Raw genomic sequence first — 25101 nt, 5'->3', positions numbered from 1 at the left:
ACTGCCACCGACAGGAACGCCGCGAGCAGCCCCACGGTCAGCGAGACCCGGGTGCCCCACAGCATCAGGGCGAGCAGGCTGCGCCCGAACTGGTCGGTGCCGAGCGGGAATTCACCGCTGGGCGCCTCCATCGGGCCGCCCGGGGCGTCGGTCACGCTCTGCGAGTCGGCCCCCACCAGCAGCGGGGCGGTCACCGCCAGCAGGGCGATCACCGCGAGTACGCCGAGCCCGACGAGACCGGCGCGGTGCGTGCGGTACTGCCGCCAGAAGCGGGCTGCCGCCCGCCGCCGCCGGGCCCGGGTCAGGGCGCGCGGGCTCTGCGCCGGGACGCCCTCGCCCGGACCGCCCGAAGGTTTCCCGAGGTCCGGCTCACGCGGCTCGGAGGGCTTCTCCATCGACGTCGTCATCGGCCCACCCGGGGATCGAGCAGCGGATAGATCACATCGGCGAGCGTGTTCATCAGGATCACCCCGGAGGCGAACAGGAAGAACAGCGCCTGCACCAACGGCAGGTCGGGCACGCTCAACGCCTGGTAGAAGAGGCCGCCGAGGCCCGGCCAGGAGAAGACGGTCTCCACCAGGATCGCGCCGGCCACCGTCGTACCGAGGTTCACGAAGAGCAGCGTCACCGTCGGCAGCATCGCGTTCGGCATGGCGTGCTTCCGGCGGACCAGGTCGTCCCGCAGCCCCTTGGCGCGGGCCGTCGTCAGGTAGTCGCTGCCCATCTCGTCCAGCAGCGAGGAGCGCATCACCAGCAGGGTGCGCGCGTACTCCACGGCGACCAGGGTGACGACGGGCAGCACCATGTGGTGGGCGATGTCCAGCACCCGGTCGAAGCCCTCGGTGCTCCCGGACTCCATACCGCCGGTGGGGAAGAGCCCCGGGATCGGGCCGACACCGACCGACAGGGTGATGATGAGGAGCAGGCCGAGCCAGAACGAGGGCACCGAGTACAGCGTCAGCGCCAGCGCCGTATGGGCCCGGTCCCCGGCAGAACCGTTACGCCAGGCGGAGCGGGCGCCCAGCCAGATGCCGAGCAGGGTGTAGATCACGAAGGCGGTGCCGGTCAGCAGCAGCGTGGCGGGCAGCGCCTCGGTGATCTTGTCCACGACCGGGGCGCGGAACTGGTACGACGTACCGAAGTCGCCGGTCAGCGCCTTGCCGCAGTACTGCGTGAACTGCTGCCACAGCGGCAGGTCGAGGCCGAACTCACGGCGCATCGCCGCGATCTGCTCGGTCGAGACCTGACGGCCGCCGGTCATCTGCTTGACCGGGTCGCCGGGGATCAGCCGGAAGAGGAAGAAGCTGGTGACGAGGACGGCGAAGAGGGAGACGGCCGCCCCGCCGAGCTTGCCCGCCGCGTAGCGGGCGTAGCCGGCGGCGGAGCGGGAACGCGGGGAGCGGGCCGACGGCCCGGCCGGAGCCGGACCGCCGGATGCGGTGCTCTCCACGCCCGCCGCGCCCTTCACCAGGGCGGGGGTGCTTTCTGGGCTCATGGACTATTCACGGTCTTCCGCGGTGGAGCGGCGACGCATGGCGAACAGGAGTCCGCCACCGGCGAGGACGACGACGGCGATCCCGATCCCGACGAGCACCCCGGTGGAGGAGGAGCCGGAGCCGGAGGAGCCGGACGAGGAGGCGCCGGCGGCCGGGACCGCCGACCACCAGCTCCAGTAACCGTCCTGGCCGTAGATGTTGCCCGCGGCCGACGGCATGGTGGTGATGGACTCGATGTGGTCGGTGCGGTACGCCTCGACGGCATTGGGGTACGCCATGACGTTCATGTACCCGGTGTCGTACAGCCGCGACTCCAGTTGCTTCACCAGATCCGCCCGCTTGGCGGGGTCGTACTCCGCCAGTTGCTTCTTGTACAGCTCGTCGTACTGCTCGTCGCAGATGAAGTTGTCCGTCGCCGCCGTCTCCTTCGCCTTGGCCGGCAGCGCGGCGCAGGTGTGGATGGAGAGGACGAAGTCGGGGTCGGGGTTGACGGACCAGCCGTCGAAGGCGAGGTCGTACTCACCCGCGTACCAGGGGTCGGAAACGTTGTCGAGGCAGTCGACCTTCAGCCCGATGCCCTGCTCGCCCCACCACTCCTGGAGGTACTTGCCGATCGCCTTGTCGTTGGGGTCGGTGGCGTGGCAGAGGATGCGGAAGACGAGCGGCTCGCCGTCCTTGCCGACGCGCTTGCCCGCACCGTTCTTCTTGTACCCGGCCTCGTCCAGCAGGGCCGACGCCTTCGCCGGGTCGTAGGCGAGCTTCTGGTCCTCGGAGGGCTTCCAGAAGTAGTCCCCGAAGCGCGGCGGGATGTATCCCTCGCCCTCGACGGCGTGGCCCTGGAAGACCTTGTCGATGATGGTCCTGCGGTCGACCGCCATGAACAGCGCGTGCCGCACCTTCTGGTCCAGGAGCGCCGGGTGCCCGTCCCCGAACTTCTGCCCGTCCTTGGTACGGGCCCCGGGGTTGACGGCGAGTGCGAAGAAGCGGCGGCCCGGGGCGTCGTTCACCTTGATGCCGGGGGCCTTCTCCAGCGATGCGGACTGGGCCGGGGTGAGGCTGGGGCTGCCCGCCACGAAGGAGACCTCGCCCTTGCGCAGGGCGGCGACGGCGGCGTCCTGGTCCTTGTAGTAGCGGAAGACCAGCTCGTCGAACTTGGGCGAACCGCGCCAGAAGTCCTTGTTGGCCTTGAGCTTCACATAGCTGTCGACCTTGTAGTCCGTCAGGATGAACGGACCGTTCCCCACGACGGGGAACTCCTTGTCGTTGTTGAACTTCGAGAAGTCGCCGACCTTCTCCCAGACGTGCTTCGGGACGATCGGCACGTCGAGCGCGGCCATCGTGGCCTGCGGCTCCTTGAGCTTGATGACCAGCTTGTCCTTGCTGGGGGCGGTCACCTCCTCGAAGTTGCCGACGAAGCTGCCGTTGGACGTCGCCGCGCCCTCGTCGGTCATCATCGTGTTGAACGTCCAGGCCGCGTCCTCGGCGGTGGCCTGCCGCCCGTCGGACCACGTCGAGTCCGAGCGGATCGTGTACGTCCAGGTCAGCTTGTCGGCGGAGGGCTCCCACGCGGTGGCCAGACCGGGGATCGCCTTGTTGTCCTTCGGGTCGTAGTTGGTGAGGTAGTCGTACATCAGCCGGAGGATGCTCGTGCTGACCAGCCGCTGCGCCAGGAACGGGCTGAGCGAGTCGACGCTCTGCGCGACGGCGACCGTGAGCGTCGTCCTCCCGTCGTCCGCGCGGGCCTCGGAGGGGGCGGGCGCGAGCGGGTTGCCCGGGACGACGGACCCGGCGGCGAGCGCCAGGGCGGCCGCGCCGGAGGCCAGCAGGAGGCGCAGACGTCGGCGTGGCCGGAAGGAGTGGGGGGGAACTCTTGTGACCATGGACGGGGACCTCGCGTCATCACTCGCTGGAGAAGGCGGGTAGAACTCTGGATCGCCAGTTGGTGAAGCGAAGGTCTATCAGCGGGGGTCGAGCCTCGTCAACGGTCTGTCAAACCGCGTGTGGGCTGCGGGAATACGGAAGGGCTCGCACCGCGTGAGCGATGCGAGCCCTCATTGGTCCAGTCCACTTCCGCCCTGTCGGCGGCCCGCCGTCACCCCTGCTGCGGAGGTGTCTGCTGCTGCGGGGGCGTCTGCTGCCACCCGGCGGGCGGCACCGGGCCCTGCGGCTCGGGCCGGGCTGCCGGGTCGGCCTGCCCGGCCTGCTGCTGCGGCTGCCCCTGCTGCGGCGCCCCGCCCCCGGGCGCACCGGGTCCGGCCTGCGCGGGAGGCGTCTGGGGCCACCCCTGCTGGGGACCGCCCGGGGCGGGCTGCGGCGGGTAGGGGGACTGGGGCGCCCCCGGCTGACCGGCCGCCGGATATCCCCCGTACGGCGGCGTTCCGCCGTAGGGCTGCTGCGCCTGGTGCGGCTGGCCCGGGTGCTGCGGCTGGGGGGCCTGCGGCGGGTACGGCTGTCCGGGGCCGGGCTGCTGGGGGGCGTAGGGGAGCCGACCGGGCTGCTGCTGCCCCGCCGGGCCGGGCTGTTCGGGGACCTGTTGACCGTAGGCCGACGGGCCGGGCTGTCCCGGGTGGCCTGCGTAGGGCTGCCCCGTCTGGGCCGGGCCGTGGGGCTGGGGCTGCGGCTGACCGGGGGCGTACTGCCCGTCCGCCGGGTAGCCCTGCCGGCCGGGCATCGGCGGGGCGTACTGCGGCGGCGGGTTCTGGCCGTCCGCCGTCCACAGCCCCTGCTGCTGCTGGGCCCGCGCGAAGTCCTCGGCCACCAGCGCCGAGAGGTGGAAGTACGCCTCACGCGTCTTGGGCCGCATCATGTCCAGGTCGACCTCGGCGCCCGCCGCCAGGTGCTCGTCGAACGGTACGACGACGACCCCGCGGCAACGCGTCTCGAAGTGCTGGACGATGTCGTCCACCTTGATCATCTTGCCGGTCTCGCGGACGCCCGAGATGACGGTGAGCGAACGCTGCACCAGATCGGCGTAACCGTGCGCGGAGAGCCAGTCCAGCGTCGTCGAGGCGCTGGACGCGCCGTCGACCGAGGGCGTGGAGATGATGATCAACTGGTCGGCGAGGTCCAGCACCCCGCGCATCGCGCTGTACAGCAGCCCGGTGCCCGAGTCGGTGAGGATGATCGGGTACTGCTTGCCGAGCACGTCGATCGCGCGCCGGTAGTCCTCGTCGTTGAAGGTCGTGGAGACCGCCGGGTCCACGTCGTTGGCGATGATCTCCAGACCGGAGGGCGCCTGCGAGGTGAACCGGCGGATGTCCATGTACGAGTTGAGGTACGGGATCGCCTGGACCAGGTCGCGGATGGTCGCCCCGGTCTCACGGCGCACCCGGCGGCCCAGCGTGCCGGCGTCCGGGTTGGCGTCGATGGCGAGGATCTTGTCCTGCCGCTCGGTGGCCAGCGTCGAACCCAGCGCGGTCGTCGTGGTGGTCTTGCCGACCCCGCCCTTGAGGCTGATGACGGCGATCCGGTAGCAGGACAGCACCGGGGTGCGGATCAGCTCCAGCTTGCGCAGCCGCTCCGCCTCCTCCTTCTTCCCGCCCAGCTTGAAGCGGGAGGCGGCGGAGGGGTTGCGGCTGCTCCTGGCCTTCTGCTTGCCCCGCACGAGGCGGTCGGAGGAGAGTTCGACGGCCGCCGTGTACCCGAGAGGGGCGCCGGGCACCGACCGCTCGCGCTGGTCGTGCGCCACGGGGGTGGGCCAGCCGCCGCCCGCGCGCGGGTCCACGGGCTGCTGCGGCTGGGCCGGAGGCTGCTGCGAGTCCTGCGCCGGGGGCTGCTGCCCGTACGGCGCCGACTGCTGCGGGGCGACGGGGACCGGCAGGGCGGCGCCCTGGGCGGGGAGAGGCGTGTGCGGCTGCGGGGCGTGGGGCGCCTGGCCGGGCCGGCCCTGCTGCGGGGGAACCGGCTGGTCCTGGCCCGGCTGGCCCGGCTGGGGGAAGCCGTAGCCGCCCTGTGGCGGGAAGCCGTAACCACCCGCGCCCTGGGGAGCCTGCGCCGGGAGCGGTGCACCGGGACCGGACCGGTCCGGGAACGGCTGCTGGTGCGGCGGCTGAGCCGCCTGAGGCGCCTGGGCCGCCTGGGGGAAGCCGTAGCCGCCGGGCGGCTGGTCGGCCGGGGCGGAACCCGGCCACTGCGCCGCGGGCTGCGGGGCGGAGGGCGACGGAGCGGCCGGCTGGAAGGCGGGCGGCAACGGCGGCAGCGCGCCGCCCTGCGCGGGCGGCGACCACGGCACCGGCGCGGCAGCGGCCTGCGGCCCGTCCTGAGGCGCGGCGTTCCGGGGCGCGGTGTCCTGGTGGGCGGCGTCCTGGGAGGCGGTGTCCTGGTGGGCCGCGTTCTGGGGGGCGGTGTCCTGCGGCTCCACGGCGGGGGCGTCACCGGCGCTCGGAGCCCCGGCGCCGTCCGTCCCGGGCGTACCGCTGTCCTCGGCGCCCGCCGGGTCCACCTCCGTACGGGAGTCGGCCGCGGAGTCCGCGGCCGGGAGCGCGGCGGGGGCGGGGGAGGGGGCGGAGGCCGCACCGGAAGGGGACGCGGCCTCGGAGTCCGTGCCGGAGGCGAGGCCCTCGGCCTGGCCGTTCTCGTCTCCGGCACCGGACGAGTCGTTCACGCGGGAAGCGGAAGCAGGGGCAGCGCCAGGGCCGGAACCGGCGACGGCGTCCGCACCGGGGACGGCGACGGCCCCCGGCCCACCGGTGGGATCCGGCCGCTCGGCGGAGTCCGGTCCGGCGGCGGCCGCTTCCCGCTCCGCGATCTCCCGCTGGAGGGCGCCGGGCGAGAACCGCATCGTCGCGCCGCTCTCCACATCACCGCCGCCGAACGCGCCGTTGTCCCCGACCCCTGCGACCGAAGCGGCCGGAGCGCTCGACGCCGCGGGGGAGTCCGGGTCCTGGGGGACGGAGGGCGTCGCGGACCCGGAGAGGGGGGCGGCCTCGGCGGGCGCCGCCAGCGCGGGCGCCCGGTCGGGGCCGAAGCCGCCGGGCGCCGCCGACAGGCCGGGCGACGACAACGGCGCCCCGACCGGCGGCGGAGGGGGCGCCAGGTGCGAGCCCGCTCCCCCCGACGAGTCCCCCGCCGCGTTCTGCGTGTACCAGGCGGGAGGGGTGTAGTCGATGGTGAACTCACCCGTCATCTCGGCGGGATCCGCGTCGGACGACTCGTCGACGGGCAGGTCCCATCCGCCGCGGGTCTCGTCCCGATCGCTGTTCACTTTGCCTCCTGGTGTGGTCGAGCACCCTTGTGCCGTGGTGGGTGGGGGCGACCGTTCCCGATGTGCCGGTCCGCCCGGCTCTCCCCCTTGCGACGCACATCACCTGCACGCAGGTTCATCTGCCGCGTCCCACCCACCCTAATCGCCATCCGGTGAACTCAGGCAGGGCGTGGCGCACGGCGAACCCCGCCCCGCCGCCCGGGTGTCACACGCCGGTGAAGCGGGTGCGACGGAACGGCAACGACGAGACGGGCAAGCAGGGTCAAACCCGCCCAGGAGGAACGGCCGACCGCACGGCGCCGGGCCTACTTGAGGTCGAACTCCCCGTCCCGTGCCCCGAGGACGAAGGCCCGCCATTCCGCCTCCGTGTACCGCAGCACGGTGCCCGGATCGAGCGAGGACCGCATGGCCACGGCTCCACCCGGCAGATGCGCGATCTCGACCCGCTCCTCGTCCTTCTCGGTGCCCGGGGCGCTGAGCCACGTCACGTCGGAGATGTCGAGAGCGTAGAGCTCGTCCTTTTCCTGCTGGGTGCCCATGACGGCGTCCCTTCGATCGAACGGAAACTGTGCGTGGTCCATGTTCCCCGGCGGGAGGGGGGCGTGGGGAGCGAACGGACGGGATTCAGTCCATCCGGCGAGCCGTGCCCAGCAGGCCGGTCTCCGCGTCCGTCGGGTTCGTCATCACCCAGTGGTGTTCGCCCCCCGCCACCCACAGCGTGACACCGTCCGCCAGAGTGGGCAGCGCCTCGTACTCGGCGCGGGCCAGCCCGAGGATGCGGCCGATCTGCTCGGCCTCGCCGGGCGACACCCGCTGGACTCCGACCAGCGCCGAGGACCGCATCAACCGCGGGGCGACGGGGCTCAGATAGGGGAGCAGCGTCAGAACGGACTGCCAGGGCGAGGACACCACCCGGCCGCGCGGCGGACGCATGCCGCAGTCCCGCACGACGACCACGGGGCTGCCCACGGTCGCCCCGGTCGGCGGCACCCGGCCCACGTCGTACAGGGAGACGCACTCCAGCCCGGCGCCCGCCGCCTGGGCGAGCGTCGTCCAGGCCTGGACGCGACCGGTCTCGACCGCCACCCGCGCTCCGGTGCCCGCCGCCCGCAACGCCAGGACCTGGGCCGTCCACAGTCCGCCGATGAGCGTGACGTCGTACGGCACCGGACGGTGGAAACCGATCAACTGAGGTGTGTCGTTGGCGTCGTTGCCGATGATCACGCCGTCGTCGCCGACCGGCAGGGACAACGCGCCGAGGTGGTCCGCGGCCACCGTGTGCCCCGCGTGACGAGGGCCGCGCAGCCCGCGTCGGGGCCGGGTCCGGATGCTCACTCTGCTCCTCCCAGCGGGAGCGTGGCCAGCACGCCGGGCAACTGCTCGCGGTCCAGCCGTACCAGACCCACCTTGGCGTGCCGGGCCGCCTGCTCCAACGTCCTTCTGACGCCGACCAGTTCGGTGTCCGAACCGCCGGTGACCCGGATGTGCCCGCCCACCCGCGTCGAACCCTGGCGCACCCCCCGCCGGACCGTCAGGCTGAACGTCGTCGCGTACGCGGGCACCGAGGTGAGCAGCGCCACCAGCTGCGGCAGCGGCGTGGCGCCCCGCCCCAACCGGGGCCAGCGGTCCACCGCGTACGTGGTGTGCCAGCGGTCGTCGCACCGCCAGACCCGGGAGGTCTCCGTCGTGCGCCGCTGCGGTGCGGCGTCCGGCCGGCCCGCCCGCCCCGACAGAATGGGGTTGGCGCACGCGGAGGTGGCCACGGCGGAGTTCAGCTCGTCCTGGTCGAGCACCGCGGCCTGGAAACCGGCGCCCGTGATCCGGCTCGCCACATGGTCCGCGGCCCGTACCAGGCAGCGCTGTGCCCCCTCCAGCCCGCCGCCCCGGGCCTCGACGGCCTCACGGCACAGCTCCGGGTTCAGCTTCACCGCCACCCACGTCATCCGCAGGGCCGGCGCACCCGTCCGGTCCTGCAACGGCGCGTACGAGAGCCGGGCCACCGACTGCTGCGGGAGGTGGGGGGCCGGAGCGCACCGCACCTGCTGCACCAACTGCGCCGACTCCAGGACGATGTCGTCCACCTGGAGGGCGTCGCCCAGCAGCGACAGCGGAAGCGAACGGGCCCCGAAGGCGGGCCGCAGCGACTCGCCGCTCGCCTGCACCCGCACCACGGCGGTCAGGAACGTGCCGTCGCCGAGCATGCCCACCGTCCGGTGCGCCCGGTCCACGTAGACCTGCGGGCCGAAGCCCGGCACGTTCTCCGCGACCGGGGCCAGCATCGGCTCCGCGTCCCCGGCCGGCGGGGCGGCGGCGGCCCGCCGGCGGGCGCGGAGTCCGAGCGCGGTCGACGCCCAGTCCTGGAGCGCGCGGCCCCGTCGGCGTACCACCGCGAGCGCGACCAGCAGGCACAGCACCACGAGCGAGGGGATCAGCCACGGCCCGCCGAGCGCCGCGCCCACGGCGGCGATCGCGAGACCCGTCTCGATGATCACCAACTGCCGCAGCACCGGCCGCACCCGGTCCGACCGCGAGATCGACCGCAGGGTCGTCGCCGCGGGTGCGTTGCGCGACGCCGGGGCGCCGGGGCCGGAGGGCTGCGCGGGCGCCGTCACGAGCGGTTCGTTGCTGCGTTGCCTCCGGGAAGACCCGGCGGCTCGCCGCCCGGCCCGCCCGGTACGCTCACGCGTGGCTGCACCCATCGCCCCGTTGCCCCCTCGTGTCCGTATTCACCGCTTTTTACACGGGTGTTGATCGGGACGTCACCCTACCTGAGCACGGGGAGCCGGACCCCGCCAGGCATAGTAGGGGCGCGGCACGGCAACGGGGGCCGACGGGGCGTGTGGGACTCCGCGCGCTCACTGGGGATGAAGGGGCAGCGGACGACATGGCATCACGGCGGGACGAGCTCAACGCCTATACCTTTGCGAAGCGGAGGTTGATCGCACAGTTCCTGCAGCCCAACCCCACCGGTTCCGAGGAAGGCGCCCCCCGGCCGCTGCGCGCGGTCGTGCCCGGAGCCGTGGTCGCCGTCGTGGTCCTCGCCGTCTTCGGAGCCTGGGGCATGTTCAAGCCGGTCGCGCCGCAGAAGTGGGACACCCCCAAGGAACACGTCATCATCGCCAGCAAGTCCACCACCCGGTACGTGGTGCTGGAGACCGACGGCAAGAAGCAGCTGCACCCCGTGCTGAACATGGCCTCCGCCAAGCTCCTGCTCTCCCCGGACAAGGGCGCCGTCGTCAACGTCGACGAGTCCGTCCTGGACGACGGCAGGATTCCGCACGGGGCGACCCTCGGCATCCCGTACGCCCCCGACCGGCTGCCCGACGCCGAGGAAGCGGGCGCGGCCAAGCGCTGGGCGGTCTGCGAACGGCCCGGCGAGGGCGGCAGGGCCATCCAGAAGGCGACCTTCGTCTTCGCCGAGCGCGAGAAGAAGAAGACCGAGGGGAAGAACGCGCTGCGCGGCGGCGAGCTGATGTACGTCGAGGGCCCGGACCGGGCCCGCTACATCGTGGACGCCGCGGGCAAGGCCTACCCCGTGGGCAAGGACGAACTGCTCCTGCGCACCCTGGTCGCCCAGAACCCCAGGCCCCAGCGGGTCTCGGCCGCCTGGCTCGCCACGCTCCACACCGGCGACCCGATCACCTTCCCGACGGTGGACGGCGCCCCCGGAGCCCCGGCGGGCGCCCCCGGCGCCCTGGACGAGCGGACGAACCGGGTCGGCATGGTCCTGACCGCCACGGCGGGAACCCGGACCCAGAGCTACGTCGTCCTGCCGGGCAGGGTCGCCCCCGTCTCGGACTTCACCGCCAAACTCCTGCTCAGCAGCAGGCAGTTGGTGCCCCTCAAGCAGGCGGGCCACGCCCAGCCGGTGAGCGCCGCCGAACTCGAACCGGGGGCCCCGTTCAACCAGGAGCGCGACTGGCCGGTCAGCAGGCCCGAACCCGTCAACTCCCCGGACGTCAAGAAGGGCAGCCGCAACACCGTGTGCAACGTTCTGCGCGGCGTTGACGCCGACAGCGGCGCGACCACCCTGAGCACCTGGGCGGGCACGAGCTTCCCCGCCACGCTCCCCACCGGCTCCAGCAGCGCCTACGTCACGCCCGGATCGGGCCAGTTCTTCCGCCAGTTCAAGGGCTCCACCACCAGCGCGGGCTTCCTCTTCCTGGTCACCGACACCGGCCTGCGCTACGCGATGCAGTCCAACAGCGACAGCGGCCGGGGCGGCGGCTCCGGCATCGGCGAGTCCGGCGGGAAGGAGGACCGGGAGGCCCGGCGGCAGGAGGCTCAGCAGGCGCAGAACCGGCTCGGCTACAAGGACGTCGATCCCCGCCCCGTACCGGCGTCCTGGTCCGCCCTCCTGCCGACCGGCCCCCGGCTCTCCACCGGCGCCGCCAGCCAGCCGCAGGGTTCGTGAAGGTGGCGACGAACACGGAGCGCCCCGCGCCCGCCGCCCGCCGCCTGCTGACGGCCGCGGCGGCGGCAGCCGTTCTCCTGGTCACCCTGCCGGCGCACCCCGCGACCGCGGACGACGCGACCCGGTGCACGTTCCCGTCGAAGAAGTACCCGGGCCGCCCCTGGGCGTTGCAGCGCGTCCTGCTGGACGAGTTGTGGAAGCAGTCCACCGGCGAGGGCGTACGCGTCGCGGTCATCGACACCGGCGTCGACATCAGGAACGAGCAGCTCAAGCCGGCGGTGGACGTCGGGGCGGGCCGCAACTTCCTGCCGAAGGACCTCAAGACCGCCGACGGCGTGAAGATCGAGCGCGGCAAGGAGAACGGCACCACGGACACCGTGGGCCACGGCACCAAGGTCGCAGGCATCATCGCCGCCCGCGAGGCGGAGGGCACCGGCTTCACCGGCCTCGCCCCCGACGCGACGATCATCCCGATCCAGCAGAACGACGCCGAGGGCCACGGGAACACCGACAGCCTCGCCCGGGCGATCGCCTACGCCGTCGACGCCGCGGACGCCGACATCATCAACATCTCCCAGGACACCGCCGACGCCGTGAAGCCGTCCCTGAAGCTGAAACAGGCCGTGGACAGGGCCCTCGCCCGGAACGTCGTGGTCATCGCCTCGGCCGGCAACGACGGACTCGGCGGCGACGTCAAGGAGACCTATCCGGCCTCCTTCGACGGGGTGCTCGCCGTCGCCTCCTCGGACCGGAACAACGAACGCGCGGCCTTCTCCCAGTCCGGAGAGTTCGTCGGCGTCGCCGCCCCCGGGGTGGACATGATCTCCACGGTCCCCGGCGGCGGACACTGCGTCGACAACGGCACCAGCTTCTCCGCCCCCTACGTCGCCGGGGTCGCCGCCCTGCTCCGCGCCAAGTACCCGGAGTGGAGCGCGGCCCAGATCGTCACCCGGATCGAGCAGACCGCCGTCCGCTCGATCAACGGCCGTGACGACCACGTCGGTTGGGGCGTGGTCGACCCGGTCAGGGCGCTCACCGACCTCCCCGGGGTGCCGGCCTCCTCGCCCGTGCCCGACCCGGGCCCGCCCAGACCGCCGGCCCCCGAGCCGGCCCGGCTGACGCTGTCGGAGACGCCCCAGGAGCGCTCCGAACGGCTCGCCACCTATGCGTTGGGGATCGGAGGTGTCCTGGTGGCCGTGGTCGCCGGGACGGCCACCGTGATCCGCGACAGCCGCCGCAGGAGGGAGGCCCGGTGACGCGCGTATCGGTCAAGTATCGGCTCTTCCCTTTGCAGTTGGAACTGCCGCCGTCAATGGCTACAGTGACCGCTGGGGGCACGGCAGTGCGAACCCAGCACGGGGGCGGCATCAGAAGATTCCCGTCCGCATCACGACCGGATGGCCCGACGGCCGGTCCGTCGCAGCCACCGAAGGAAGAAGGGGCAAGATGTCGAAAGACCTGAACGTAACCAGTGCCGAACAGATCAAGCTCGCCGGCCGGATCCAGGACTTCTCCGACGAGCTCCAGTCCCGCATCACCTCCCTCAACGGCGTGGTGGACCGCGTCCAGGCGGGCTGGCAGGGTGCTGCGAGCAAGGAGTACGACCGGGTTCAGAACGACCTGAACCAGCGTCTGCGCAGCATGCGCGCCGAGCTCTCGAAGCTCGAGGAGATCATGCGGATGAGCGCCGACGGCTTCTCGCGCGAGGAGGAGGACCGCATGCGGTCCTTCCGTCAGATGGACAGCGGCTCCGGCGGCGGTGCCTCCGGCGGCCAGAGCGCCATCCTCGGCGTCTGAGCCGTCCGAACCGACCAGCCCTCCGCGCCACTCTCACTTCAGGAGTCATCACCATGACCACTGCGGTCAATTACGACACCGTGACGCAGGCGGCGGCCGACACCCGGCTGACCTCCACCACGCTCACCCAGAAGCTCGACGACCTCATGGCCGAGGTCAACCGCGTCGCCTCCAACTGGGAAGGCGAGGCGAAGATCGCCTACCGCGAGAGCCAGGACCGCCTGACCCGCGACATGGCCGGCATGAACCAGGACCTGGCGCGCATCGCCCAGCTCCGCGAGGAGTCGGTCGCGGGCTACCAGGACACCGACAAGGGCAACGCGGCTCGCTTCCGCATGATGTGAGCCCGCGCTTGCCGTGAGACCCGGTGAACACGCGTGAGGGGGTGGCCCGTTCGGCGGGCCACCCCCTCACGCGTACGCCTCACCGCAGGTCGAACTCGCCGTCCCTGGCGCCCAGGACGAACGCGTCCCACTCGGCCTTCGTGTACCGCAGCACCGTGTCCTTGTCGAGCGACGAGCGCATCGCCACCGCGCCCCCGGGCAGCCGCGCGATCTCCACGCGCTCCTCGTCCGGGCTCGTCCCCGGCGCGCACTGCCACTCGACGCCGGAGATGTCGAGCGCGTACAACTCGTCGCGCTCGCGTTCCTTGCGCGCCTTGATCTCCTCAGCCGTCTCGGCCATGCCGCAGTGACCCCTTCCCGATGTACCGACGCTTCGCCGGGTCACAGTACTGGCCGGTGCAACTCGCCCGCCTGCGCTTCGTGGTTGGACGCACCACGTCAGGTGACTGGAGTGGCTGGAGGTGCCCCTCGTGTGGTACGGCACGGCGAAGCTGCGGCCACGCGTCGCACAGGAACGCAGCAGGTTTTGCCCGCCGGGAGACCCCGGGCATCCGTCCGGGCGGACCCGTGGCGATGGCAGGGCGCCGACGCCGATCGCTCGCGCTGAACCCGCCGGCCGACGCCCTCGCCGACCTGCTCCTGCACCACGACCGCGACGCCCTCGACCTGCGCACCGCCTGGCTGACGGCGGCCGTCGCCGCCGGGGCCGTACTGATCACCGCGATCGGCCTCATCGTGCCGCGCAAGGGTCTGTCGCCCTTCTGGGGACGCTTCCTCGACCTCACCGAGGGCGCGGTCCTGCTCGTCCTGGTCCCGCTCTGCCTGGCGGTACTGGGCGTCCTGACGGACGTACGCTCGATGGTGGGCTGAGGGGCCGCGTCACCCGTACGGCCGAAACACCCCTGCCGCCCGGCCCGGACGTCCGGGCCCACCCGGTCGGACGTACCGCCCCGCGCGGGAAACGCCTGGTCCGGGGCGGGGCCCGAGGGCCCGTGCGGAGCCGCCCCCGGGCACTGGTACGCTGAGTGACGGCCGTTCGTGTACGCACCCCCGGAGACCGCAGGAGACCTGCGGCGCTGGAGGTCGCGCCCAGCGGATCCCCGCCTCCCGAGTTACGGAAGCTCCCCCGCGATGCAGACCGGGGGCACTCGGTGGCAGCACAGACCATGAGGAGTACGCGTGTCGCTCGACGCCGCTACGAAGAAGCAGATCATCACCGAGTTCGGTACCAAGGAGGGCGACACCGGCTCCCCCGAGGTCCAGGTCGCCATGCTCTCCCGTCGGATCTCCGACCTGACGGAGCACCTCAAGACCCACAAGCACGACCACCACTCCCGCCGGGGTCTGCTGATCCTCGTCGGTCAGCGCCGTCGCCTGCTGCAGTACCTGGCGAAGAAGGACATCCAGCGCTTCCGTGCGCTGGTCGACCGCCTCGGCATCCGCCGCGGTGCGGCCGGCGCCAAGTAGGACGCCTGAAGGGAGCGGTCCCCGTGACGAGCGGGGGCCGCTCCCTTTGCCGTACGTGCGGAAACGTGCGGACTGTCACTCACGCTTTGTAGTGTGGGAACACAACGCAATACGAACGACACAGAACGAGGGGAAGCGCACCGCGCCGCCGCCGGTCCTCGGTAGTGGCCCCCGGGGGGAAGTGAGCCCCGGGTGCTTCGATCGAAGACCGGCCCGCACCAGACGGCGCGCTTCTCCGCCCCAGTCCCCCTGCCACACGGGCAGCCACGGGACAAAAGACGACATGCAATGGAGAAAACGCTAGTGGAGAACGAGACCCACTACGCCGAGGCCGTCATCGACAACGGCTCCTTCGGCACCCGCACCATCCGCTTCGAGACGGGCCGCCTGGCCAAGCAGGCCGCCGGCTCCGCCGTGGCGTACCTGGACGACGACACCATGGTGCTGTCGGCCACCTCCGCCTCCAAGAACCCCAAGGACCAGCTCGACTTCTTCCCCCTGACGGTGGACGTCGAGGAGCGGATGTACGCCGCGGGCAAGATCCCCGGCAGCTTCTTCCGCCGTGAGGGCCGCCCCTCCGAGGACGCGGTCCTCACCTGCCGGCTCATCGACCGCCCGCTGCGCCCGTCCTTCAAGAAGGGCCTGCGCAACGAGATCCAGGTCGTCGCCACGATCATGGCCCTCAACCCCGACCACCTGTACGACGTCGTGGCGATCAACGCCGCGTCCGCGTCCACGCAGCTGGCCGGCCTGCCCTTCTCCGGCCCGATCGGCGGCGTCCGCGTCGCGCTGATCAACGGCCAGTGGGTGGCCTTCCCGACGCACTCCGAGCTGGAGACGGCCGTCTTCGACATGGTGGTCGCCGGTCGCGTCCTGGAGGACGGCGACGTCGCCATCATGATGGTCGAGGCCGAGGCCACCGAGAAGACCATCCAGCTGGTCGCGGGCGGCGCCGAGGCGCCGACCGAGGAGGTCGTCGCCGCTGGTCTGGACGCCGCGAAGCCCTTCATCAAGGTGCTGTGCAAGGCCCAGGCCGACCTCGCCGCGAAGGCCGCCAAGCCCACCGGTGAGTTCCCGATCTTCCTGGACTACCAGGACGACGTCTTCGAGGCCCTGGCCGCCGCCGTGCGCCCCGAGCTGGCGCAGGCGCTCACCATCGCCGGCAAGCAGGACCGCGAGGCCGAGCTGGACCGCGTGAAGTCCCTGGCCGCCGAGAAGCTCCTGCCGGAGTTCGAGGGCCGCGAGAAGGAGATCTCCGCCGCGTACCGCTCGCTGACCAAGCAGCTGGTCCGCGAGCGCGTGATCAAGGAGAAGAAGCGCATCGACGGCCGCGGCGTCACGGACATCCGTACGCTCGCCGCCGAGGTCGAGGCCATCCCGCGCGTGCACGGCTCGGCGCTGTTCGAGCGTGGCGAGACCCAGATCCTGGGCGTCACCACCCTGAACATGCTCCGGATGGAGCAGCAGCTGGACACCCTCTCCCCGGTGACCCGCAAGCGCTACATGCACAACTACAACTTCCCGCCGTACTCCGTCGGCGAGACCGGCCGCGTGGGCTCCCCCAAGCGCCGCGAGATCGGCCACGGCGCGCTCGCCGAGCGCGCGATCGTGCCGGTCCTGCCGACGCGCGAGGAGTTCCCCTACGCGATCCGCCAGGTGTCCGAGGCCCTCGGCTCCAACGGCTCGACGTCCATGGGCTCGGTCTGCGCCTCCACCATGTCGCTGCTGAACGCCGGTGTGCCGCTGAAGGCCCCCGTCGCCGGTATCGCCATGGGCCTGATCTCCCAGGAGATCAACGGCGAGACGCACTACGTCGCCCTCACCGACATCCTCGGTGCGGAGGACGCCTTCGGTGACATGGACTTCAAGGTCGCCGGCACCAAGGAGTTCGTGACCGCCCTCCAGCTCGACACCAAGCTGGACGGCATCCCCGCCTCCGTGCTGGCCGCGGCCCTCAAGCAGGCCCGCGACGCCCGTCTCCACATCCTCGACGTGATGATGGAGGCCATCGACCGGCCCGACGAGATGTCCCCGAACGCCCCGCGGATCATCACCGTCAAGATCCCGGTGGACAAGATCGGTGAGGTCATCGGCCCGAAGGGCAAGATGATCAACCAGATCCAGGAGGACACCGGCGCCGAGATCACCATCGAGGACGACGGCACGATCTACATCGGCGCCTCCGACGGCCCGGCCGCCGAGGCCGCCCGTGCCACGATCAACGGCATCGCCAACCCGACGATGCCCGAGGTCGGCGAGCGCTACCTGGGTACGGTCGTCAAGACCACCACCTTCGGCGCGTTCGTCTCCCTGCTGCCCGGCAAGGACGGTCTGCTGCACATCTCGCAGATCCGCAAGCTGGCCGGCGGCAAGCGCGTGGAGAACGTCGAGGACGTCGTCGGCGTGGGCCAGAAGGTCCAGGTCGAGATCGCCGAGATCGACTCCCGCGGCAAGCTCTCCCTCATCCCGGTGATCGAGGGCGAGGCCGACTCCGACTCCGACGGCGCCGGTTCCGAGACGAAGAAGGACGACGCCGACCAGTGACGTCCCGTGGCTCCAAGGCGACGGCCCGCACCTCTTCGGAGGCGCGGGCCGTCGCCCGTACCCAAACCCTCATCAAGGGCAGCAACGGCATCGGCACGGTGCGCCGCACGACGCTCCCGGGCGGCCTGCGCATCGTCACCGAGACCCTGCCCTCGGTGCGCTCCGCCACCTTCGGCATCTGGGCGCACGTCGGCTCCCGTGACGAGACCCCGGCACTGAACGGCGCCACGCACTACCTCGAGCACCTGCTGTTCAAGGGCACCGAGCGCCGCTCCGCGCTGGACATCTCCTCCGCCGTCGACGCGGTCGGCGGCGAGATGAACGCGTTCACGGCGAAGGAGTACACGTGCTACTACGCGCGCGTGCTCGACACCGACCTGCCGCTCGCCATCGACGTCGTCTGCGACATGCTGACCGGCTCGCTCATCCTCGAGGAGGACGTCGACGTCGAACGCGGCGCGATCCTCGAAGAGATCGCCATGACCGAGGACGACCCGGGCGACTGCGTGCACGACCTGTTCGCGCACACCATGTTCGGTGACAACGCCCTCGGCCGCCCGGTCCTCGGCACGGTCGACACGGTCAACGCCCTCACCGCCGACCGCATCCGCCGCTTCTACAAGAAGCACTACGACCCGACCCACCTCGTCGTCGCGGCCGCCGGCAACGTCGACCACGCCAAGGTCGTACGCCAGGTCCGCGCCGCCTTCGAGAAGGCGGGCGCGTTCCGCAGCGCCGACGCCCGGCCCATCGGCCCGCGCGAGGGCCGCCGGACGATCCGCGCGGCCGGCCGTGTCGAACTGCTCGGCCGCAAGACCGAGCAGGCGCACGTCGTCCTCGGCATGCCCGGCCTGCCCCGCACGGACGACCGCCGCTGGGCGATGAGCGTGCTGAACACCGCCCTCGGCGGCGGCATGTCCTCCCGTCTCTTCCAGGAGGTCAGGGAGAAGCGCGGCCTGGCCTACAGCGTGTACTCCTACACCTCCGGCTTCGCCGACTGCGGCCTGTTCGGGGTGTACGCCGGCTGCCGTCCCAGCCAGGTGCACGACGTGCTGAAGCTCTGCCGGGACGAACTCGACCAGGTCGCCGAGAACGGCCTGTCCGACGACGAGATCGGCCGCGCCGTCGGCCAGCTCCAGGGCTCCACGGTCCTGGGCCTGGAGGACACCGGCGCGCTGATGAACCGTATCGGCAAGAGCGAGCTGTGCTGGGGCGAGCAGATGTCGGTCGACGACATGCTGGCCCGGATCGCGGCGGTCACCCCGGACGAGGTCCGCTCGGTCGCCCGCGACGTCCTGGGGCAGCGCCCGTCGCTGTCGGTCATCGGCCCGCTGAAGGACAAGCAGGCGGCCCGTCTGCACGAGGCCGTCGCCTAACCACCTCCCGTAAGGAAGCAACACATGAGCAAGCTGCGCGTGGCGGTCCTCGGAGCCAAGGGCCGCATCGGGTCCGAGGCGGTGCGGGCGGTCGAGGCCGCCGAGGACATGGAGCTGGTCGCCGCCCTCGGCCGGGGTGACCGCCTGGAGACGCTGGCGGAGACCGGCGCCCAGGTCGCCGTCGAGCTGACCACGCCTGCCTCGGTCATGGGCAACCTCGACTTCTGCGTCCGCCACGGCATCCACGCGGTCGTCGGCACGACGGGCTGGACCGACGACCGCCTCGCGCAGCTGACGGGCTGGCTCGCCCAGTCGCCGGAGACCGGTGTGCTCATCGCGCCGAACTTCTCGATCGGCGCCGTGCTGACCATGAGGTTCGCGCAGATCGCCGCGCCGTACTTCGAGTCGGTCGAGGTCATCGAGCTGCACCACCCGAACAAGGTGGACGCCCCCAGCGGCACCGCCACCCGCACCGCCCAGCTCATCGCCCGGGCCCGCGCCGAGGCGGGCAGCGCCCCCGCGCCGGACGCCACGGTCACCGCGCTCGACGGTGCCCGGGGCGCCGGCGTCGACGGGGTCCCGGTGCACTCCGTCCGGCTGCGCGGCCTGCTGGCCCACCAGGAGGTGCTGCTCGGCGCCGAGGGCGAGACTCTCACCGTCCGCCACGACTCCCTGCACCACAGCAGCTTCATGCCGGGCATCCTGCTCGGCGCGCGGCGCGTGGTCACCACCCCGGGCCTGACGTTCGGCCTGGAACACTTCCTGGACCTGGGCTGACACGGGACTGGCAGAACATGCGCGCGAAGATCTCCTACGCCGTCACGGCCGCCGTCCTCGTCTTCTACTTCGTCCTGGTCGGCAGCCGCGGTGTCATGCTCATCCAGTCGGGCACGATCGTGACCGTCACCTTCGGGATCGCGGTGCTGGTGCTGCCGCTGATCGGCCTGTGGTTCCTGTGGAAGAACACCCAGTTCGTGCGCCGGGCCAACCAGCTGGCCGCCGAACTCGACGCCGAGGGCGGCCTGCCCGTCGACGAGCTGAAGCGCACCCCGAGCGGCCGGATCGACCGTGACTCGGCCGACGAGGTCTTCGCCAGGCGCAAGGCCGAGACCGAGGCCGCGCCCGACGACTGGCGCAGCTGGTTCCGCCTGGCCGTCGCCTACCACGACGCCCGCGACACCCCGCGTGCCCGCAAGGCGATGCAGCGGGCCATCGCCCTGCACGACGGCCGACGGACCCAGGCCGCCTGAACCGCTCGCGCCGCCGGGCGTCACGACGCCGAGGGGGCCGGTCCGCGTGATGCGGGCCGGCCCCCTCGCCGTGGCTCGTGACTCGTGGCTCGCCGTGCGCGGCCGTCAGCCGTGCCGGTACTCCGCCGCCCAGGCCTCCACCGCGTCGGCCGCCCGGTCGAAGGCCGACAGCCGTCCCACGAAGTCCAGTCCGTGGGTGGTCAGCAGGGGGACGGCGTCCGTGGCGGAACGTTCCTGCCTGATGAGCGTCAGCGCCTGCCCCTGCACCGTGCGCGGCAGCCCCAGCCAGCGCACCGGCTGCTGGGCCGTGCGCACCGAGGCGACTGCCTGCCAGCGCACCGTGCGCGTCATGAGGAAGCCGACCTGGCGCAGTCCGCGCGCGCTCACCCACACCCCCATGCGCAGCAGCCGCAGCGCACCGGCGATGACCGCCAGCGCGATGCCGAGGATCAGGCCGGCGGACGACAGCGAGCCGGTCAGGGCGATCAGCACCGCGCCGAACAGCACGAAGGACGCCAGCAGCAGCCCGAGGGCCGCCGCACCCACCCGCCACGGACCGGGCCGGTAGGGGCGCCGCCAGCGGTCGCGGTCGTCGTACGGCAGGGCGCTGTCGGGCACCGCGTCGAAGGTGCGGTCGGCCGTCAGGAAGGGCAGGGGCACGGCTGGTCCTCACTCATTCCGCGCAGGGGCTCTGCCCGGTGAGGCTATCCGCCTGTGTTCCCGCTCACCACCCTCGGGGGTCCGGAAGGGTCAGTGCCCCTGGGACGCCTGGGACTGCTGCGACTGCGTGGCCGACGTGCCCGAAGGCGTCGACAGGGCGGGCATGCCCACGACCAGCGCGCCCACCAGTCCGCCGGTGATGGTCAGGCCCAGCAGCCAGCGCCCGGCCTTCTGGCTCAGTGACGTCTGCGGGCGGGGCGGGGGAGTGACGTTGCTGCGGAAGGTGTCGGCTTCGGCCAGGAAGGCGAAGGGTACGGGCTCACGCCGACGGAACATCGCGGTGCGTCTCCTCTCGGGACCGGAACCAGGGCCGGTCGACATGACAGGCCTCGCCAGTACAGACGATCGAGTGCCGTAAAAGGTGCCCATGTCCGAAAAAATGGGTGGGTCCTCCACGGAGCGAGGTGCTGCCCGGGCAGGGTCGTGTGCCCCGTAAGGTGGGCGCGAACCACGCAAGTGATGGGAAGGACCCCCGTGACCACCCCCGAGTCGCCGCTCACCCTGCGCAGCGACGTCACCGTCGAGCTGGTCAAGTCCAGCGCCTCCGACGCCGACGTCCTCTTCGCCGCCCGTGTCTCCACCCTCGGCGAGCAGTCCCTGGACGAGCTGAACAAGGACCCGGAGCGGTCCAAGGGCCTGATCAACTACCTGATGCGCGACCGGCACGGCAGCCCGTTCGAGCACAACAGCATGACCTTCTTCATCAGCGCCCCGATCTTCGTCTTCCGCGAGTTCATGCGGCACCGCGTGGGCTGGTCCTACAACGAGGAGTCCGGCCGCTACCGGGAGCTGGAGCCCGTCTTCTACGTCCCCGACACCTCCCGCAAGCTCGTCCAGGAGGGCCGCCCCGGCAAGTACGTCTTCGTCGAGGGCACCCCGGCCCAGCACGAGACGGTGCGCGACACCCTCGGCGAGTCCTACGAGCAGGCGTACGCGGCCTACCAGAAGCTGCTCGCCGAGGGAGTCGCGCGCGAGGTGGCCCGCTCGGTGCTGCCCGTCGGTCTGTTCTCCTCGATGTACGCCACCTGCAACGCCCGCTCCCTGATGCACTTCCTCGGGCTGCGCACCCAGCACGAGCTGGCCCGGGTGCCGTCCTTCCCGCAGCGGGAGATCGAGATGGTCGGCGAGAAGATGGAGGCCGAGTGGGCCCGGCTGATGCCGCTCACCCACGCCGCCTTCAACGCCAACGGACGCGTGGCGCCGTAACCCTCCCGGGGCCCCTGGCGAGGACACATGTGCGGATCAGTCGCGCGAGGTGTCCGTATTGCGGCATTTCGAGAAGTTCATCTAGCCTGATGAAACGGACCCGGCACTGCTTGAACCCCCGAGCAGGCAGTGCCGGGCTCCTCCTTTGTCGTGACTTTCCCGGCCCCCCGTGGGCAGACCCGGGACGGAGCACCGAGTAGCGTGTCACCCATGGCTCCGACCTCGACTCCGCAGACCCCCTTCGGGCGGGTCCTCACCGCCATGGTCACGCCCTTCACGGCGGACGGCGCACTCGACCTCGACGGCGCGCAGCGGCTCGCCACCCACCTGGTGGACGCAGGCAACGACGGCCTGGTCGTCAACGGCACCACCGGCGAGTCGCCCACCACCAGTGACGCGGAGAAATCGGACCTCGTACGAGCCGTACTGGAAGCGGTCGGCGACCGCGCCCACGTCGTGGCCGGCGTCGGCACCAACGACACCCGCCACAGCATCGAACTGGCCCGCGCCGCCGAGCAGGCCGGCGCACACGGCCTGCTGGTCGTCACGCCGTACTACAACAAGCCCCCGCAGGAGGGCCTGTACCGGCACTTCACCGCCGTGGCCGACGCCACCGGTCTGCCGGTCATGCTCTACGACATCCCCGGCCGCAGCGGTGTCCCGATCAGCACGGAGACCCTGGTCCGCCTCGCCGAGCACCCGCGGATCGTCGCCAACAAGGACGCCAAGGGCGACCTCGGCCGCGCCGGCTGGGCCATCGCGCAGTCCGGGCTCGCCTGGTATTCCGGCGACGACATGCTGAACCTGCCGCTGCTCTCGGTCGGCGCGGTCGGCTTCGTCTCGGTCGTCGGCCACGTGGTCACCCCGGACCTGCGCGCCCTCATCGACGCCTTCACCTCCGGCGACGTCCAGAAGGCCACGGAGATCCACCAGCAGCTGCTCCCGGTCTACACCGGCATGTTCCGCACCCAGGGCGTCATGACCACCAAGGCCGCCCTCGGCCTCCTGGGCCTGCCGGCCGGGCCGCTGCGCCTGCCCATGGTCGAGTGCTCGCCCGAGGAGATCGCCCAGCTCAAGATCGATCTTGCTGCCGGCGGGGTACAGCTCTGACACCAGACTTCGCACCACCGCGGCGTCCCACCGTGCCGCACCCCCAGAACTTCACAACTGAATAGGCGGGCCACCGGTGCCCGCAATCCACCACGACAACTGCATCTGCACGAACGTCACGCGCGCCACGTGCCCCACCGGTACGTGGCGCGTGTGGTGAGGAGAGTCTTTTGAGCCATCCGCATCCTGAACTCGGTACGCCCCCGCCGCTGGCCGAAGGTGGCCTGCGCGTCACCCCGCTCGGCGGCCTCGGCGAGATCGGCCGGAACATGACGGTCTTCGAGTACGGCGGCCGTCTGCTGATCGTCGACTGCGGCGTGCTGTTCCCCGAGGAGGAACAGCCCGGCATCGACCTGATCCTGCCGGACTTCACGTCCGTACGGGACCGCCTCGACGACATCGAGGGCATCGTCCTCACCCACGGCCACGAGGACCACATCGGCGGCGTCCCCTTCCTCCTGAAGGAGAAGCCGGACATCCCGCTGATCGGCTCCAAGCTGACCCTTGCCCTGATCGAGGCCAAGCTCCAGGAGCACCGCATCCGCCCCTACACGCTCGAGGTGGCCGAGGGGCACCGCGAGCGCATCGGCCCCTTCGACTGCGAGTTCGTCGCGGTCAACCACTCCATCCCGGACGCCCTCGCGGTCGCCATCCGCACCCCCGCGGGCATGGTGGTCCACACCGGCGACTTCAAGATGGACCAGCTCCCGCTGGACAACCGCCTCACGGACCTGCACGCCTTCGCGCGCCTCAGCGAGGAGGGCATCGACCTCCTCCTCTCGGACTCCACGAACGCCGAGGTCCCGGGCTTCGTCCCGCCCGAGCGCGACATCTCCAACGTGCTGCGCACCGTCTTCGCCGGCGCCCGCAAGCGGATCATCGTGGCGAGCTTCGCCAGCCATGTGCACCGCATCCAGCAGATCCTCGACGCCGCCCACGAGTACGGCCGCCGGGTCGCCTTCGTCGGCCGCTCGATGGTCCGCAACATGGGTATCGCCCGGGACCTCGGTTACCTGAAGGTGCCGCCGGGCCTCGTGGTGGACGTCCGCACGCTGGACGACCTGCCCGACCACCAGGTGGTCCTGGTCTGCACCGGTTCGCAGGGCGAGCCGATGGCGGCCCTGTCCCGCATGGCTAACCGCGATCACCAGATCCGCATCGTGGACGGCGACACCGTCATCCTCGCCTCGTCCCTCATCCCGGGCAACGAGAACGCGGTCTACCGCGTCATCAACGGCCTGACCCGCTGGGGCGCCCACGTCGTGCACAAGGGCAACGCCAAGGTGCACGTCTCCGGCCACGCGTCCGCGGGCGAGCTGCTGTACTTCTACAACATCTGCCGCCCGAAGAACCTGATGCCGGTCCACGGCGAATGGCGCCACCTGCGCGCCAACGCCGAGCTGGGCGCCCTCACCGGCGTCCCGCACGACCGCATCGTCATCGCCGAGGACGGCGTGGCGGTGGACCTGATCGAGGGCAAGGCCAAGATCTCCGGCAAGGTCCAGGCCGGATACGTCTACGTCGACGGCCTCTCGGTCGGTGACGTGGGCGAGCCGGCCCTGAAGGACCGCAAGATCCTGGGCGACGAGGGCATCATCTCGGTCTTCGTGGTCGTGGACGCCTCCACCGGCAAGATCACCGGCGGCCCGCACGTCCAGGCCCGCGGCTCGGGCATCGACGACTCCGCGTTCTCGGCCGTCCTGCCGAAGGTCACCGAGGTGCTGGAGCGCTCGGCCCAGGACGGGGTCGTCGAGCCCCACCAGCTGCAGCAGCTCATCCGCCGCACCCTCGGCAAGTGGGTCTCGGACAACTACCGGCGCAGGCCGATGATCCTCCCGGTGGTCGTGGAGGTCTGACCTCGCGCACGACCCCGTCGTCCGTGTGCGCCTGGAGCGGGGCGCCTCGATTTGCATCGAGGCGCCCCGCTCCAGTAGGTTTACGGCTCCACCTGATCGGGAACCCCGGTACTTCATGTGCCGGAGCCGGTCACCCGGACCGGGTGGAAACTTCCGACTCAGAACTTCTGATAAAGTCGGAACCGCCGGAAAGGGAAACGCGAGAGCGGAAACCTGGAAAGCACCGAGGAAATCGGGTCGAGAAAAGATCTGATAGAGTCGGAAACGCAAGACCGAAGGGAAGCCCGGAGGAAAGCCCGAGAGGGTGAGTACAAAGGA

General features: G+C 71.5%; 21 protein-coding genes and 2 pseudogenes. 13 read left to right on the top strand and 10 right to left on the bottom strand.

From position 1 onward, the window contains the following. From ACZ6CZ_RS35735 to eccE, 7 genes and pseudogenes are all read right to left on the bottom strand, one after another. Positions 1-407 (bottom strand): annotated as a pseudogene (locus ACZ6CZ_RS35735) (ABC transporter permease); the annotation flags it as partial. Next, positions 404-1495 (bottom strand): ABC transporter permease, encoded by a 1092-nt coding sequence (locus tag ACZ6CZ_RS35730; RefSeq protein ID WP_468856342.1) that lies wholly within the window; start codon positions 1493-1495, stop codon positions 404-406. The gene ACZ6CZ_RS35730 and the pseudogene ACZ6CZ_RS35735, both read right to left, overlap by 4 nt. A 3-nt stretch (positions 1496-1498) precedes the next feature. Beyond that, positions 1499-3376, bottom strand: coding sequence for an ABC transporter substrate-binding protein (locus tag ACZ6CZ_RS35725; RefSeq protein WP_468856345.1), 1878 nt, complete (start codon positions 3374-3376; stop codon positions 1499-1501). Positions 3377-3588: 212 nt separating this feature from the next. After that, a complete protein-coding gene (locus tag ACZ6CZ_RS35720) occupies positions 3589-6699 on the bottom strand; it encodes an SCO5717 family growth-regulating ATPase (protein WP_468856348.1) in 3111 nt (1036 codons plus the stop codon). A 305-nt stretch (positions 6700-7004) separates the two neighbouring features. After that, positions 7005-7238: a DUF397 domain-containing protein gene (locus tag ACZ6CZ_RS35715; RefSeq protein WP_469029830.1), complete on the bottom strand. Its 234-nt coding sequence runs from the start codon at positions 7236-7238 to the stop codon at positions 7005-7007. An 85-nt stretch (positions 7239-7323) separates the two neighbouring features. After that, a complete protein-coding gene (locus ACZ6CZ_RS35710; protein ID WP_073772277.1) occupies positions 7324-8034 on the bottom strand; it encodes a hypothetical protein in 711 nt (236 codons plus the stop codon). Next, positions 8031-9398, bottom strand: coding sequence for a type VII secretion protein EccE (gene eccE / locus ACZ6CZ_RS35705; RefSeq protein WP_405637497.1), 1368 nt, complete (start codon positions 9396-9398; stop codon positions 8031-8033). The genes ACZ6CZ_RS35710 and eccE overlap by 4 nt, the downstream gene beginning before the upstream one ends. Before the next feature lie 185 nt (positions 9399-9583). Here eccE and eccB point away from each other — a divergent pair, with 185 nt between their 5' ends. The 4 genes from eccB (at position 9584) to ACZ6CZ_RS35685 (ending at position 13254) form a co-directional block, all read left to right on the top strand. Further along, positions 9584-11113 carry a type VII secretion protein EccB gene (gene eccB, locus ACZ6CZ_RS35700; RefSeq protein WP_399761686.1) on the top strand — a complete coding sequence of 510 codons (1530 nt, stop codon included), beginning with the start codon at positions 9584-9586 and terminating at the stop codon, positions 11111-11113. Beyond that, a complete protein-coding gene (gene mycP, locus ACZ6CZ_RS35695; protein WP_469029828.1) occupies positions 11110-12369 on the top strand; it encodes a type VII secretion-associated serine protease mycosin in 1260 nt (419 codons plus the stop codon). Before eccB ends, mycP begins: the two co-directional genes overlap by 4 nt. A gap of 190 nt (positions 12370-12559) precedes the next feature. Beyond that, a complete protein-coding gene (locus ACZ6CZ_RS35690) occupies positions 12560-12910 on the top strand; it encodes a WXG100 family type VII secretion target (RefSeq protein ID WP_391904777.1) in 351 nt (116 codons plus the stop codon). A 53-nt stretch (positions 12911-12963) separates the two neighbouring features. Continuing rightward, positions 12964-13254 carry a WXG100 family type VII secretion target gene (locus ACZ6CZ_RS35685; protein ID WP_469029824.1) on the top strand — a complete coding sequence of 97 codons (291 nt, stop codon included), beginning with the start codon at positions 12964-12966 and terminating at the stop codon, positions 13252-13254. A gap of 79 nt (positions 13255-13333) precedes the next feature. On the opposite strand, the gene ACZ6CZ_RS35680 is transcribed toward ACZ6CZ_RS35685, so the two are convergent. Next, positions 13334-13594 (bottom strand): DUF397 domain-containing protein, encoded by a 261-nt coding sequence (locus ACZ6CZ_RS35680; protein WP_469029822.1) that lies wholly within the window; start codon positions 13592-13594, stop codon positions 13334-13336. A 257-nt stretch (positions 13595-13851) separates the two neighbouring features. Between ACZ6CZ_RS35680 and ACZ6CZ_RS35675 the strand changes: the two are divergent. The 6 genes and pseudogenes from ACZ6CZ_RS35675 to ACZ6CZ_RS35650 all read left to right on the top strand — a co-directional run. Further along, a pseudogene (locus tag ACZ6CZ_RS35675) lies at positions 13852-14124 on the top strand (type VII secretion integral membrane protein EccD); the annotation flags it as partial. Between the two features lie 309 nt (positions 14125-14433). Continuing rightward, on the top strand, positions 14434-14721 hold the full coding sequence (gene rpsO / locus ACZ6CZ_RS35670; RefSeq protein WP_005479656.1) for a 30S ribosomal protein S15: 288 nt from the start codon (positions 14434-14436) through the stop codon (positions 14719-14721). Positions 14722-15024: 303 nt separating this feature from the next. Beyond that, positions 15025-17265 (top strand): polyribonucleotide nucleotidyltransferase, encoded by a 2241-nt coding sequence (locus tag ACZ6CZ_RS35665; protein WP_469029818.1) that lies wholly within the window; start codon positions 15025-15027, stop codon positions 17263-17265. Continuing rightward, positions 17262-18641, top strand: coding sequence for a M16 family metallopeptidase (locus tag ACZ6CZ_RS35660; RefSeq protein WP_469029816.1), 1380 nt, complete (start codon positions 17262-17264; stop codon positions 18639-18641). The genes ACZ6CZ_RS35665 and ACZ6CZ_RS35660 overlap by 4 nt, the downstream gene beginning before the upstream one ends. A 24-nt stretch (positions 18642-18665) precedes the next feature. Then, positions 18666-19418, top strand: a complete 753-nt coding sequence (gene dapB, locus ACZ6CZ_RS35655) for a 4-hydroxy-tetrahydrodipicolinate reductase (RefSeq protein WP_469029813.1) — start codon at positions 18666-18668, stop codon at positions 19416-19418. A gap of 17 nt (positions 19419-19435) precedes the next feature. Next, positions 19436-19891 carry a hypothetical protein gene (locus tag ACZ6CZ_RS35650; RefSeq protein ID WP_469029811.1) on the top strand — a complete coding sequence of 152 codons (456 nt, stop codon included), beginning with the start codon at positions 19436-19438 and terminating at the stop codon, positions 19889-19891. A gap of 105 nt (positions 19892-19996) precedes the next feature. Here ACZ6CZ_RS35650 and ACZ6CZ_RS35645 read toward each other — a convergent pair whose 3' ends face one another. Both ACZ6CZ_RS35645 and ACZ6CZ_RS35640 read right to left on the bottom strand, forming a co-directional pair. Beyond that, positions 19997-20551, bottom strand: coding sequence for a hypothetical protein (locus ACZ6CZ_RS35645; protein ID WP_469029808.1), 555 nt, complete (start codon positions 20549-20551; stop codon positions 19997-19999). A 90-nt stretch (positions 20552-20641) separates the two neighbouring features. Continuing rightward, positions 20642-20887 carry a hypothetical protein gene (locus ACZ6CZ_RS35640; protein WP_469029805.1) on the bottom strand — a complete coding sequence of 82 codons (246 nt, stop codon included), beginning with the start codon at positions 20885-20887 and terminating at the stop codon, positions 20642-20644. Positions 20888-21070: 183 nt separating this feature from the next. On the opposite strand from ACZ6CZ_RS35640, the gene thyX reads away from it, so the two are divergent. From thyX to ACZ6CZ_RS35625, 3 genes are all read left to right on the top strand, one after another. Beyond that, the gene (gene thyX, locus ACZ6CZ_RS35635; RefSeq protein WP_469029802.1) at positions 21071-21817 is read left to right on the top strand and encodes an FAD-dependent thymidylate synthase; all 747 of its coding nucleotides are present in this window, start codon (positions 21071-21073) and stop codon (positions 21815-21817) included. 210 nt (positions 21818-22027) lie between these two features. Continuing rightward, positions 22028-22927 carry a 4-hydroxy-tetrahydrodipicolinate synthase gene (gene dapA, locus ACZ6CZ_RS35630; RefSeq protein WP_469029799.1) on the top strand — a complete coding sequence of 300 codons (900 nt, stop codon included), beginning with the start codon at positions 22028-22030 and terminating at the stop codon, positions 22925-22927. A gap of 170 nt (positions 22928-23097) precedes the next feature. After that, entirely contained in the window at positions 23098-24783 is a 1686-nt protein-coding gene (locus ACZ6CZ_RS35625) for a ribonuclease J (RefSeq protein WP_469029796.1), read from the top strand. Positions 24784-25101: the final 318 nt, after the last annotated feature.

It is taken from the genome of Streptomyces sp. NPDC041135 (assembly GCF_055592085.1).
This window is presented reverse-complemented; position numbering and strand designations above follow the sequence as displayed.

Coding starts and splice junctions, on each gene's coding strand:
- dapA (WP_469029799.1), top strand. CDS start 22,028: ATGGCTCCGACCTCGACTCCGCAGACCCCCTTCGGGCGGGTCCTCACC.
- ACZ6CZ_RS35715 (WP_469029830.1), bottom strand. CDS start 7,238: ATGGGCACCCAGCAGGAAAAGGACGAGCTCTACGCTCTCGACATCTCC.
- ACZ6CZ_RS35650 (WP_469029811.1), top strand. CDS start 19,436: ATGCGCGCGAAGATCTCCTACGCCGTCACGGCCGCCGTCCTCGTCTTC.
- ACZ6CZ_RS35690 (WP_391904777.1), top strand. CDS start 12,560: ATGTCGAAAGACCTGAACGTAACCAGTGCCGAACAGATCAAGCTCGCC.
- ACZ6CZ_RS35640 (WP_469029805.1), bottom strand. CDS start 20,887: ATGTTCCGTCGGCGTGAGCCCGTACCCTTCGCCTTCCTGGCCGAAGCC.
- ACZ6CZ_RS35685 (WP_469029824.1), top strand. CDS start 12,964: ATGACCACTGCGGTCAATTACGACACCGTGACGCAGGCGGCGGCCGAC.
- eccB (WP_399761686.1), top strand. CDS start 9,584: ATGGCATCACGGCGGGACGAGCTCAACGCCTATACCTTTGCGAAGCGG.
- ACZ6CZ_RS35680 (WP_469029822.1), bottom strand. CDS start 13,594: ATGGCCGAGACGGCTGAGGAGATCAAGGCGCGCAAGGAACGCGAGCGC.
- thyX (WP_469029802.1), top strand. CDS start 21,071: ATGGGAAGGACCCCCGTGACCACCCCCGAGTCGCCGCTCACCCTGCGC.
- ACZ6CZ_RS35725 (WP_468856345.1), bottom strand. CDS start 3,376: ATGGTCACAAGAGTTCCCCCCCACTCCTTCCGGCCACGCCGACGTCTG.
- eccE (WP_405637497.1), bottom strand. CDS start 9,398: ATGGGTGCAGCCACGCGTGAGCGTACCGGGCGGGCCGGGCGGCGAGCC.
- ACZ6CZ_RS35730 (WP_468856342.1), bottom strand. CDS start 1,495: ATGAGCCCAGAAAGCACCCCCGCCCTGGTGAAGGGCGCGGCGGGCGTG.
- dapB (WP_469029813.1), top strand. CDS start 18,666: ATGAGCAAGCTGCGCGTGGCGGTCCTCGGAGCCAAGGGCCGCATCGGG.